This is a genomic window from Azospirillum sp. B506 (genome assembly GCF_000333595.1).
In the GTDB taxonomy this organism is placed as follows: domain Bacteria; phylum Pseudomonadota; class Alphaproteobacteria; order Azospirillales; family Azospirillaceae; genus Azospirillum.
Map to the genome: position 1 here is coordinate 1 of NZ_BADK01001130.1, position 12,678 is coordinate 12,678.

At 66.5% G+C, this 12,678-nt stretch carries 8 protein-coding genes and 1 pseudogene; 4 read left to right on the forward strand and 5 right to left on the reverse strand.

The window, feature by feature from the left end:
- Window positions 1-239: 239 nt before the first annotated feature.
- The 3 genes from I71_RS34285 to I71_RS34295 all read right to left on the reverse strand — a co-directional run bounded on the left by I71_RS34285 (window position 240) and on the right by I71_RS34295 (window position 3,709).
- Window positions 240-1,328, reverse strand: coding sequence for a TRAP transporter substrate-binding protein (locus I71_RS34285; RefSeq protein ID WP_042704778.1), 1,089 nt, complete (start codon window positions 1,326-1,328; stop codon window positions 240-242).
- Window positions 1,329-2,060: 732 nt separating this feature from the next.
- Window positions 2,061-2,948 (reverse strand): S-methyl-5'-thioadenosine phosphorylase, encoded by an 888-nt coding sequence (locus I71_RS34290; protein ID WP_042704779.1) that lies wholly within the window; start codon window positions 2,946-2,948, stop codon window positions 2,061-2,063.
- A gap of 77 nt (window positions 2,949-3,025) precedes the next feature.
- Entirely contained in the window at window positions 3,026-3,709 is a 684-nt protein-coding gene (locus I71_RS34295) for a rhomboid family intramembrane serine protease (RefSeq protein ID WP_042704780.1), read from the reverse strand.
- Window positions 3,710-3,942: 233 nt separating this feature from the next.
- Between I71_RS34295 and I71_RS34300 the strand changes: the two genes are divergently transcribed.
- On the forward strand, window positions 3,943-4,764 hold the full coding sequence (locus tag I71_RS34300) for an enoyl-CoA hydratase-related protein (RefSeq protein ID WP_244434230.1): 822 nt from the start codon (window positions 3,943-3,945) through the stop codon (window positions 4,762-4,764).
- Between the two features lie 19 nt (window positions 4,765-4,783).
- On the opposite strand, the gene I71_RS34305 is transcribed toward I71_RS34300, so the two are convergent.
- A complete protein-coding gene (locus tag I71_RS34305; RefSeq protein WP_042704781.1) occupies window positions 4,784-6,262 on the reverse strand; it encodes a PAS domain-containing methyl-accepting chemotaxis protein in 1,479 nt (492 codons plus the stop codon).
- 382 nt (window positions 6,263-6,644) lie between these two features.
- On the opposite strand from I71_RS34305, the gene dprA reads away from it, so the two are divergent.
- Together dprA and topA are read left to right on the forward strand one after the other, a co-directional pair.
- Complete coding sequence (gene dprA, locus I71_RS34310) at window positions 6,645-7,781, forward strand: DNA-processing protein DprA (protein WP_042704782.1); 1,137 nt, start codon at window positions 6,645-6,647, stop codon at window positions 7,779-7,781.
- A 46-nt stretch (window positions 7,782-7,827) separates the two neighbouring features.
- A pseudogene (gene topA / locus I71_RS34315) lies at window positions 7,828-10,615 on the forward strand (type I DNA topoisomerase).
- 64 nt (window positions 10,616-10,679) lie between these two features.
- On the opposite strand, the gene I71_RS34320 reads toward topA, so the two are convergent.
- The gene (locus I71_RS34320; protein WP_042704783.1) at window positions 10,680-11,204 is read right to left on the reverse strand and encodes a DUF4405 domain-containing protein; all 525 of its coding nucleotides are present in this window, start codon (window positions 11,202-11,204) and stop codon (window positions 10,680-10,682) included.
- Between the two features lie 149 nt (window positions 11,205-11,353).
- Here I71_RS34320 and I71_RS35400 point away from each other — a divergent pair.
- On the forward strand, window positions 11,354-12,678 hold a 1,325-nt coding region (locus I71_RS35400; RefSeq protein ID WP_049976478.1), incomplete at its 3' end, for a tetratricopeptide repeat protein.

Below are 12,678 nucleotides of genomic sequence, written 5' to 3' on the forward strand. Positions count from 1 at the left end.
TACCGTCGGAAGCTCGGCAACCGCACCGACGACTCACCTTAAACCGGCCGGTGCAGCGCTCGGCAACAATGCGCCGGCGATAGGGTTGGCGATCGAAGCGCAATGACCGGCAATGCCAGATTCGGTCTGCCCTTGCTCATCCGGCCACCGCTGCAAGCACGCCGTTCGGTCAGACATCCTCTAAAAAAGCCCCCGCATCCGGGACGGGATGCGGGGGCCGCAAGCGTCACCCGATGCCGTCAGCGCTTGAGGCCGGCGGTGAAGGCGAAGTTGTCGAAGGAGTTCTCGGCCACGCGGAACCACAGATATTCCTCGTCGCGGAACTTCTTCCACGGCTCATAGATCTTGGCGAACTTCGGATTGGTCTTGGCCGTCTCGTCATACAGCTCGGTGGCGGCCTTGTAGCACGCCTCCATCACCTCGCGCGGGAAGGGACGCAGCTGGGCGCCGCCGGCGACCAGACGGCGCAGCGCCGCCGGGTTTTCCGCGTCGTACTTGGCGTTCATCGTCAGGTTGGCCTCGAAGCAGGCGGCCTCCAGAACGGCCTTGTACTGCTTGGGCAACTGCTCCCACTGCTGCTTGTTGATCAGCAGCGAGACGTTCAGCCCACCTTCCCACCAGCCCGGATAATAATAGTATTTGGCGACCTTGTTGAAGCCGAGCTTCTCGTCGTCATAGGGGCCGATCCACTCGGCGGCATCGATGGTGCCCTTTTCCAGCGACGGATAGATGTCGCCGCCGGCGATCTGCTGCGGCACGGTGCCCAGCTTGGCCAGGACCTGACCGGCGAAGCCGCCGATGCGGAACTTCAGGCCCTTCAGATCTTCGACGGTCTTGATCTCCTTGCGGAACCAGCCGCCCATCTGCACGCCGGTGTTGCCGGCCGGGAAGTTCATGACACCGTAGCCGTCGAAAAACTCGCGCAGCAGGGCCATGCCGCCGCCATTGTAGATCCAGGCGTTCTGCTGGCGGGCGTTCAGGCCGAACGGCACCGTCGCGTCGAAGGTGAAGGTCGGGTCCTTGCCGACATAGTAATAGCTGGCGGTGTGGCCGCACTCGACCGTGCCGTTCTGAACCGCGTCCAGCACCTGCAAGCCGGGGACGATCTCACCGGCGGCGAAGGGGCGGATGGTGAACTTGCCGTCGGTGGCGGCGGCCACGCGGGCGGCGATGGTGTCGGCGGCGCCGTAAATGGTGTCCAGGCTCTTGGGGAAGCTGGAGGCCAGACGCCAGTGGATTTCCGGCTGGCTCTGCGCAATGGCGGGGGCCGCCAGGGTGCTGGCAGCGACGCCGACACCGGCCGAAGTCAGGAAGGAACGACGCTTCATGAACGTTTCCTCATCGTTGTGGCCTTGGCGCCGGTTGGACAATGGCGCCATTGACCGAACAGAAGACACTATGGTGCCCGAACAATCCTAGAAATCGCGAAGGCTTTTCGACAATTCGTCAAATTGCATGGCTTCCATTCCCACCGGAATTCCACTGGGTGAAAAACACAATGCACATGCGTGATTGGAACGGTGACGAACAGCCGCCGCCCAATTCGATTTTTTCACAGCAAAGCATCGTAGTAAGACAGCGGAGGACGCATCTGCTCGCGGAAGAAACCGTCAGCCCTGTCCATCAACCGAGAAACCGTCTTGCCGTCGCCTGAATGGTTACGTGTACCGATGATATATGCGACGCGCGGATTGGCACCCACCCCTACTTTCGTTCATGGGCGGGAAAGGAAGAGCGCATGCACCGTTTCAATCCACGCACAAGCGCATTTTGCGTGCACGAAAGCGAGCGCGCGAAATTACATACACCTTACATATTCAAAATGCCGGGGATGCTTGGCGTGTTTGCCACGCGGCCGGGGCGGCGGAATGGCCACCGCCCGCGCCGCGCTGACGGAGGGCAATGAGGATGGAGAAAATCCTCACTCTCCTGATCCTGCTGTTGCAGGTGGTCCAGCTGCAGCTTCAGTCGCTGAACCGCTGATCGGGCGGACGTGCCAGGGATTACGGCCCCGGTACACCCGCGTCGGCAATCGTGCTTTTCACCCCGCCGGCAACGGCTCACCCCAGCGTCCGCTTCACGATCAGCGACAGCTTTTCCAGCATCGCCGGGTCGCGATGGCCGGGCGCGGTCATGATGGCGTTGTCGAGCGCGGTGTGGCAGCCCTGGATGCACAACCCCTCGCGCCGCACCACCTTCGGCGCGAGCGCCGCAACCAAAGAGCGAGCCTTGCCGGCATTGGCGACCACCACGCGGATCACAGCATCGACCGACACATGGTCGTGCCCGTCGTGCCAGCAATCGTAATCGGTGACCATGGCGACGGTCGCGTAGCACATCTCCGCCTCGCGGGCGAGCTTGGCCTCCGGCATGTTCGTCATGCCGATGACGTCGCAACCCCAGCTGCGGTACAGGTTCGATTCGGCGACGGTGGAGAATTGCGGCCCTTCCATCACCATGTAGGTGCCGCGGCGCTGGTGCGGGATGTCCAGCTCGGCCAGCGCCTCCTCGATCAGGTCGCCCAGCCGCCCGCAGACCGGATGGCCCAGCGCCACATGGGCGACCAGACCGCTGCCGAAGAAGGTCTTGTCCCGGGCGAAGGTCCGGTCGATGAACTGGTCGATCACCACGAAGGTGCCGGGGGGCAGATGCTCCTTCAGCGAACCGACCGCCGACACCGACAGGATTTCGGTCACGCCCAGCTGCTTCAGCGCGTGGATGTTGGCGCGGAAGTTCAGCTCCGACGGCGGGATGCGGTGGCCGCGGCCGTGACGCGGCAGGAAGACCAGCGTCTGCCCATCCAGTTCGCCGGTCAGCAGTTCGTCGGACGGGTCGCCGAAGGGGGTGGTCACCTTGACCCAGCGGGTGTTCTCCAGGCCATCGATGTCGTACAGGCCACTGCCGCCGATCACGCCCAGAACAGTCTCGCCACTCTTGCCGTCGCTCATGAACCACCGCCCCTCGCTGAAGATCGGGCGAGTATTTCGGTCGGCAGCGGCAAATGCAACCGCTCACGACACTCGACCTAGGGAGCGGTTCTCGGCCGGCCGCGTCCGTTCCGGACCAGCAGGGCGCCCAGCAGCAATCCCGCGCCCAGCCCGCCGGCATGGGCTCCCCAGCCCACCTCGGCCAAGGGAGACTCGGCCTTCAACGGCACCAGCATCATCGCCGTGTTCAGCAGCGAGAAGACCAGGATCGCCCCCTGCACCAGCCTCCGTGGCAAGGCGCGCGCCAGCAGGCCCGCGCACGGCCGCATCCACAGGAAGGCCCCCATCAGCGCGCAGATCGCCCCGCTCGCCCCGATCAGCGGTGCCATCCGGTCGACCGCCATCAGCCCCTCGGTCAATGCCGCCGCCACCATGCCGGCAAGGAACAGCACCAGGTAGCGGAGATGGCCGGCCTCCCGCTCCACCACATCGCCCAGCAGCCACAGCACCGCCATGTTGGAAACCAGATGCGTCAGGTCGCCATGGATCAGCACATGGCCGAACAGCCCGCGCCAAAGCGCAGCGGTGGGCAGCGGCCCGGCCAGCTCGACGGTTCCGAAGAAATAGGCGGGCACGAAAGCGAAGGATTCCGGCGGCAGATGCAGGACGAAGGCCAGCACGCAGACAAGGATCACGGTGCGGTTGGCATAAGGTGGACTGGCCTTGGCGACGACCGGCTTCCTCCCTCCGCTCCCGCCTTGCCGGTCCAGCGCCAGCGCCATCCCCTGCCCCCGTCAATCGGTACCGCCATGCCGTGCCGCCGCAGTCCGCGCGGCGATAGGTCTCACCCCAATGTAGGAGGGGGTATTGTGGAAAAACAGCGGCCTTCTGCGGCGTCCGGGCCGCTCCTATACCGGTCGGAGGGATTGGACGGCTGCCCGCAGGCTGTCACAGTGGCACCACCATCCGGCGAGGTTCCGCCGGCCGGACAATGACAACCGGGGAAGAAACGACCATGAACGAACGTCAGGATACCGGCAGCATGACGGTTGAACGCCAGGGCCGCGTCATGGTGCTGACCATGAGCGACACCGGCACCCGCAACGCGCTGGGTTTGCGGATGATGGCCGCCGGCCGCGATGCGCTGGACGAGGCGACGCACGACCCCGGCATCGGTGCCATCGTGCTGACCGGAGCCGGCGGCGCCTTCAGCTCCGGCGGGCATCTGAACAACCTCTATCACCATGGCAGCCGGTCCCGCTCGGAGAACCGCGACGGGATCGAACGGTTCCATGGCTGGGTCCGCGCCATGCGTGAATGCCCGAAGCCCATCGTCGCTGCGGTGGAGGGGCCGGCTGCCGGGGCCGGCTTCTCGCTGGCGCTGGCCTGCGACCTGATCGTCGCGGCGGCGGATGCGCAGTTCCTGACCGCCTATGTGAAGGTCGGGCTGACTGCCGACGGCGGTGCCTCCGCCTCGCTCGCCCGCGCGCTGCGGCCGCAGCTCTATGCAGAACTGATGTTGACCGGGCGTCCGGTCGATGCCGCCCGCCTGCATGCCGCCGGGGTGGTCAACCGCATGCCCGACCCCGGCCGGGCGCTGCCAATGCCGTCGCCTGGGCGCAGACCATCGCCGAGGGGCCGAGCGGTGCCATGGGCCGGCCAAGAAGCTGATGGAACTTGCCTACGGCAGCTTCGCCACCCAGCTCGCCCGCGAGAGCGACCTGTTCGTCGAAGCCCTGCACAATGGCGAGGCCAAGGAGGGCATCACCGCCTTCTTCGAAAAGCGCCCCCCGGTCTTCCACAAGCGCTGAGGGCTGCGGCAAGGCGGGCGCCGTGAGATGGCGCCCGATGGGCCGTCAGCGGACCAGGACGTGGGCCGCTTCCTTCGTCCGTTCGACCGCACCCGCCACCTGGCTGACGGCGGTGGAGATGGCCGCGATGTTCGAGGTGACCGTCGCGACGGCGACCGACGCGGTCTGCATGTTCGACGACATGTTCTGGGTAACGGCGCTCTGCTCCTCGACCGCCGATGCCGTGCCGGTGACATGTTCCCGCACTACGGAGACGGCTTCGCGGATCGCGTTCAGCGCGTTGGCGACCTCGGTCGACGTCGACTGGATGCCTTCGATCTCGGCGGAGATCTGTTCGGTCGCCTTGCCCGCCTGGTTGGCGAGGTTCTTCACCTCGCTCGCCACGACGGCGAAGCCCTTGCCGGCCTCCCCTGCCCGCGCCGCCTCGATGGTGGCGTTCAGCGCCAGCAGGTTGATCTGGCCGGCGATGCTGTTGATCAGCCCGACGATGCCGTTCATCGCCTGGGCCGCCGCCGCCAGCCGGTCGGTGCTTTCCGCCACCGCGACCGTGCGGTCGAAGGCGCCGTCCGTCGCGGAGCGGGCGCGGGTCATGCTCTCGGAAATCTCGCCGATGGAGGCGACCAGCTCCTCGGCGCTCGCGGCCACCGCCTGCACGCTGGCCGAGGTCGAGCCGGCGGCGTCGTTGGCGGACCCCGCCTGGCCCAGCGACAGATGCAGCGCCTGGTCGATCTCGCCGAAATTCCTGTCGATCAGGACCTTGAGATTGTTCAGCAGCGAAGCCTGCGCGGTGATGTCGACCGCGAACTTGACGACCTTGGTGACCTGCCCCTTCTCGTCGAAGATCGGGTTGTAGGCGCCTTCGATCCACACCGGCTTTCCGGACTTGCCGATGCGCTTGTATTGCGCCGCCTGGAACTCGCCGCGCCGCAGCGTTTCCCAGAAGCGGGCATAATCCGGGCTGTCGCGATAGGACGGCTCGACGAACATGCTGTGGTGCTTGCCGATCACCTCATCCAGGCGATAGCCCATGACCTTGAGGAAATTGTCGTTCGCCTTGGTGATGGTGCCGTCGGTGGTGAACTCGATGACCGCCTGCGAGCGGCTGATCGCCGCCATCTGCGCGGCATAATCGAGGTTTTCCAGCCGCTCCTTGGCATCGGCCCATTCGACAACGAACCCGATGCGCTCGCCATTCTCCGTCAGCGGCGAGACCAGCAGGTCGAACTGGTGGCCGCCGACCTTGATCGTGGCGCCATACGGCTTGGTCAAAGCGGCCAGCATGGAGCGCTGGTGGCTGGGATTCTTATGGAAAACGTCGATGTTGCTGCCGACGAGACGGTTGACATCCAAACGGGGCAGGTCCTTGCGCAGATCGCCTTCCACCTCGCGCAGCAGCGCGGTCACCGCCGGGTTGACGTATACGATGTTCAGATCCGCGTCGGCCACCATCACTTTCGCGCGCAAAGCATCCAACGCGGCCAGCTTGCGGCCCAGCGCCCGATTGACCTTCCCGCGTCCAAACATCTGCCCCCCCATTCCAGTACCTTGGTATGGTTAGGATCATACCGGAAATTAAAGGTGCTTCCATAAGGGGAAGCACTAGATTTTGTGATAATCAACGCCAGCTTTTTGATATTTCCCTTCATACGCTGCACGATCAAAGGTTGAACAGCCAATTCCACAGGCACGACGACCTCACTGGAGGCGAACTGCTTTTCCACGTCCGGGAACGATCCTTGCCGTGGGCAATGAAGTCCTTGTGCCCCTGCGGCAATCGGAGCAAACCCAGCGGCCCCCTTTGTAGAACGGCAAATCACGGACCGCAGGGGTAAAAGCCGTCAACGAAACACGCTTGCATGCGAATGCATGTTGAACGGATCGATGCTCGGTTGTAATGATCTTGACCATGACACAACCGCGCCACCCCCTGACCGACGCCGAACGGCTTGACTGGATCCGTCTCATCCGCACGGAGAATGTCGGGCCGATCACCTTTCACCGCCTGCTGGAGAAGTATGGCAGCGCCGCCAAAGCGCTGGAAATGCTGCCCGAGTTGGCACGGCGGGGCGGTCGGAGCAAGCCGCTGCGCATCGCCTCAAAGGCGGAAGCGGAGCGGGAGATGCAGGCCAACCGCCGCTTCGGCGCCCGCCTGCTCTGCGCCTGCGAGCCAGACTATCCGGAACCCCTGGCGGCGGTGGACGACGCACCGCCGGTGATATCGGTCACCGGACACCCGCATCTGCTGAAACGGCGTACGGTCGCGATCGTCGGAGCGCGCAACGCCTCTCTCAACGGCAAGAAATTCGCCGAATCGCTGGCGCGCGAGCTTGGGGCGGCCGGGGTGCTGGTCGTCTCCGGCCTTGCCCGCGGCATCGACACCGCCGCCCATGCCGGCTCGCTGGCAAGCGGAACCGCCGCCGTGCTGGCCGGCGGCATCGACGTCGTCTATCCGCCAGAGAATGAGGGGCTGTACCGCGACATCGTGGCGCAGGGAGTGGTGGTGGCGGAAAGCGCCATCGGCACCCAGCCGCAAGCACGCCATTTTCCCCGCCGCAACCGCCTGATCTCCGGTCTCTCGCTGGGCGTACTGGTGGTGGAGGCGGCGCTGCGCTCCGGCTCGCTGATCACCGCGCGGATGGCCCTGGAGCAGGGCCGGGAGGTGATGGCGGTGCCGGGCTCCCCGCTCGACCCGCGCTGCCACGGCACCAACAACCTGTTGCGCCAGGGCGCCACGCTGGTGGAGCGGGCGGACGACGTGCTGCGTGCCATCGAGAATCTGCGGCCGCCGACCCTGGCCGAGCCGCAGCGCGACCTGTTCAGCGCACCGATCCTCACTCCCGGCAAGGCCACCGAACCCGACGAAAGCGACCTTGCCAGGGCGCGTGCCCTGGTGCTGGAAAACCTCGGTCCCTCGCCCGTCACCATTGACGAACTCGTCCGCGGGTGCCAATTGTCCGCTCCGGTGGTGCTGACCGTGGTTCTGGAACTTGAGCTTGCCGGCCGAGTCCAGCGTCTTCCCGGTCATCAGGTCTCTCTCGCCTGATCGGCACCGCCGTGGTTTGAGTGGGCATACGCGAAGGGCTGGTTTCTTGCCGGGCAGCAACGTCGTCATCGTCGAATCGCCGGCCAAGGCGAAGACCATCAACAAGTATCTGGGCGACGACTACACCGTCATCGCCAGCTTCGGCCATGTCCGCGACCTTCCGGCGCGCGACGGCTCGGTGCGCCCGGATGAAGATTTCGCGATGGAATGGGAGCTGGGCGACCGCTCCAAGCGCCACATCGACGAGATCGCCAAGGCGGTCAAGTCGGCTGACCGCATCTATCTCGCAACCGACCCGGATCGCGAGGGAGAGGCCATCGCCTGGCATCTGTCCGAACTCCTTCGCGAAAAGCATCTGTCCGACAACCGCGACGTCCAGCGCGTCACCTTCAACGAGATCACCAAATCGGCCGTCCAGACCGCGATGGCCAACCCGCGCGCCGTGTCGCAGGAACTGGTCGACGCCTATCTGGCGCGCCGGGCACTCGACTATCTGGTCGGCTTCACCCTGTCGCCGGTGCTGTGGCGCAAGCTGCCGGGCTCCAAGTCAGCCGGCCGCGTGCAGTCGGTGGCGCTGCGCCTGATCTGCGAGCGCGAGTCGGAGATCGAGGTCTTCAAGCCGCAGGAGTACTGGAGCATCTCCGTCGGCTTCACCACGCCGGCCGGCTCGTCCTTCACCGCGTCGCTGACCCAGTTGGACGGCCGGAAGCTCGACAAGTTCGGCCTGCCCAACCGTGAGGCGGCCGAGGCGGCGGTGGCGAAGGTCCGCCCGCAGAGCTTCGCCGTCTCGTCGGTGGAGCGCAAGCAGAGCCGCCGCAACCCGTCGCCGCCCTTCACCACCTCCACCCTGCAGCAGGAAGCCTCGCGCAAGCTGGGATTCGGCGCCACGCGCACCATGCGTACCGCGCAGAAGCTCTACGAGGGCATCGATATCGGCGGCGAGACGGTCGGTCTCATCACCTATATGCGAACCGACGGCGTCAGCCTGTCGCAGGAGGCCATCGACGGCGCCCGCAGCCTGATCGGCACGCAGTATGGCGAGCGCTACGTCCCGGCCCAGCCGCGCGTCTACAAGACCGCCGCCAAGAATGCCCAGGAGGCCCACGAGGCCATCCGTCCGACCGACCTGCATCGCCGCCCCGACTCGGTGGCCGGCCATCTGGAGCAGGACGAGCTGCGGCTCTATGAGCTGATCTGGAAGCGGACGCTGGCCAGCCAGATGGAAAGCGCCGTTCTCGATCAGGTGGCGGTCGACATCGCCAGCCCGTCCAGGGATGTGGTGCTGCGCGCCACCGGCTCCATCGTCGTGTTCGACGGCTTCCTGAAGCTCTATCAGGAGGACCGCGACGACGCGGCCGAGGACGACCAGCAGGAACGCCGCCTGCCCGCCATGGAGCAGGGCGACGCCCTCGCCCGCGGCGACATCGCCCAGGACCAGCATTTCACCCAGCCACCGCCTCGCTATTCGGAAGCCAGCCTCGTCAAGAAGCTGGAAGAGCTGGGGATCGGCCGTCCGTCGACCTATGCCTCGATCCTGCAGGTTCTGCAGGACCGCAATTACGTGCGGCTGGACAAGCGGCGCTTCATTCCGGAAGACCGCGGCCGGCTGGTGACCGCCTTCCTGGAGAATTTCTTCCATCGCTATGTGGAGTACAACTTCACCGCGGAGCTGGAGAACCAGCTGGACGAAATCTCCGACGGCAAGATCGACTGGAAGACCGTCCTGCGCGATTTCTGGACCGCCTTCGACGCGGCGGTGAACGGCACCAAGGATCTGACGATCACCCAGGTGCTGACCACGCTCGACAACGAGCTGGGCGCCCATTTCTTCCCTGCCGCCACCGGGGACGGCCACGACCCGCGCGTCTGCCCGGTCTGCCGCGAGGGCCGGCTGGGGCTGAAGCTGGGCAAGATGGGCGCCTTCATCGGCTGCTCGCGCTATCCGGAGTGCCGCTACACCCGGCCGCTGGCCGTCGCCAACGACGAGAATGGCGAGGCGCAGGAAGGCCCGCGCGAGCTGGGCAACGATCCGGAGACCGGCCTGCCGGTGACGGTGCGCCGCGGTCCGTTCGGTGCCTATATCCAGCTCGGGCCGGCCCCCACCACGGCGGTCGCACCGCCGGAGGAGCCGGCGGCGGAAGAGCCTGCTGCCGACGGCAAGAAGCCCAAGGCAAAGAAAAAGAAGAAGGACGAGGCACCGAAGCCCAAGCGGGTGTCGCTGCCGAAGGGCATGGCCGCGGCCGATGTCGATCTCGACACCGCGTTGAAGCTGCTGGCCCTGCCGCGCGCCATCGGCAACCATCCGGAGACGGGGGAGGAGATCAGCGCCGGCATCGGCCGCTTCGGTCCCTACCTGAAGCACGGCAGCGTCTACAAGTCGCTGACGCCGGACGACGACGTCCTGACCATCGGCATCAACCGTGCCGTCGATCTGCTGGCCGGCGCCGCCAAGAAGGGCGTCGGCTCCGGCCAAGACGCTGGGTGATCACCCGAAGACCGGCAAGCCGATCACCATGGGCTCCGGACGCTTCGGTCCCTATGTGAAGCATGCCAGCGTCTACGCTTCGATCCCGAAGGGGACCGAGCCGGACAGCGTCACGCTGGAACAGGCGCTGGAGCTGATCGACGCCAAGGTCGCCAAGGACGCCGCCAAGAAGGGCGGCAAGGCGGCCAAGGACGCCGAGCCGGCCAAGGCCGACGGAGCGGAGGCGGAAAAGCCCGCCAAGGCTGTGGCCAAGAAGCCGGCTGCCAAGAAGGCGACCAAGGCCAAGGCGGCCAAGGACGCCCCGGCGGAAGCCGCGGCACCGAAGAAAAGGACGGCGAAGGCGTCGTAGGACGGTCCTTCCACCCGAGCAAGTCCCTCTCTCCCCGGTAGGGAGAGAGGGACATCCGAACTCCTCAGCGTGTCCGCCCCGCCGCGAGCATGCTGGCGATGGCGGCCCCATTCCTCCCCGCGCGTTCACCGATCACGGTCAGCGTCTCGCCCGGTGCGGCATCGATGTTCGCGGCCTTCAGCACCTCCACCGCCCGGGCGGGCGACAGACCCAGCGCCGGAGCGGCGGCTTCCAGGCGGGCGCCGGACAGGGCGCCGAACACCGCCCCCGGATTGGCCCCGCCGCCGCCGGTGGTGCCGGTCATGCCGGTGAAGACCACCGAGACGATCAGGGCGGTGGCGAAAGCCGCCTGGGCGGCATGCCGCTTCAGATAGCCCAGGAAGGCGCGGCCATTCTTCACCAGATGCCACAGCGCGATGGCGGAGAAGACCATGCTCAACCATTCATGGGAAAAGCGCACAAGCCCGGCATTCCAGTGCGCAAGCAGCATGATGCCGGTGACGGTGGAGACCGCGAAGGTGACGATGGTGACCGGCGTCACCACGTCGCGGGTCATGGTTCTGGAGATGGGTGTCTTGGAAATTCCCATGGCAGTCGCCCTCGATCCGATGTCTTTCTTGTTGGCGGCCATGGTCGCGCGCGACTGTAACTGGACGATATCGACAGACATAAGGCTGTGTAACAGTGTGTAACGGGCGCCGCCGCGCCATTGCCGAAGCTGTGTGCTGGGGGAGTGACATGGCCTCGATCCAGGAAGCCTTGCGGGTTGCCGTCGACCATCACGCGGCCGGACGGCTGCATGAGGCGGAAATCCTCTATGCCCGCATCCTCGACGCCGCTCCCGACACCCATCGCGCCGCCCATCTGCTGGGCCTGCTGCTGGCTCAGTCCGGCCGCCTGGACGAGGCGGCACAGCATCTTGCCACGGCGCTGCGCGCCGGCCCGGATGTGGCCGACCATCACCGCGACTTCGGCAAGCTCCATCAGGCACTCGGCCGTCCGGCGGAGGCTGCGGCCTGTCAGCGGCGCGCACTGGCCCTGCAGCCGGACGATCCCGCAGCCTGGGCACTGCTGGGCGTTGCGGCCCAGATGATCGGCGACACCGATGCGGCAATCGGCTCGCTGAGCCGGACGCTGAAGCTCGACCGGGAGAACGGGGAATACCGGCAGCGACTGGGCCTGCTGCTGGAACTGCGCGCGCTCCGCCATCTGGACCGGCGTCGGCCCGAAGCGGCAATCGCCGACCTGTCGCGCCTGTCCTCCCTGGAGCCGCCGACCGCAGAGCGCCTGTTCCAGTTGGGCAACGCCTGCGCCCGCGCCGGCCGTCCGGCGGAGGCGCTGACCCGCTACGCCCAGGCACAGGCGCTGCAACCCGACCATTCCGGAGCGCTGTTCAACATCGGCATCCTGACGAAACAAGCCGGCGGCCTCGATCTGGCGGCGCTGGAAAAAGCGGCGGTGGCCCTGGCCCGGACGGTGGCCCTGGCCCCCGATTTCCTCGACGCGCGCGAGAATCTCGCGATCCTGTTGTACCAGACCTACCGCGAGGCGGAAGCCCTGGCGCAGGTCGACATCGTGCTTACGCACAAGACACGGATCGCCGCCGAGGAGGGAGCGGCACTCGCCCTGCCCCGCTTGCGCGACCGGCCGGCCGACCCGCAGCGGCGCGTCCGCGACGTCGTCGCCTTCAGCCTGTGGGGCACGGCGGGGATCTACAGCCGCGGTGCGGTGGAGAATGCCCGGCTGGTGCCGTCGCTCTATCCCGGCTGGAGCTGCCGGATTTACCACGACGACAGCGTGCCGCCGGAGGTGCTGGCGGAACTGGACGCGCTGGGGGCGGAGCGGATGGCGATGCCCCCCGGCAGCGGCCCTGTAACCGGCCTCTACTGGCGCTTCCTGGCTTCCGACGACCCGACCGTGCGTCGGTTCGTCTGCCGAGACTGCGATTCGCGGATCGGTCCACGCGAAGCGGCGGCGGTGGCGGCCTGGATCGCCTCGGGCAAGGCCTTCCACGTCATGCGCGATCACCCGCTGCACAGCGAACTGATGCTGGCCGGCATGTG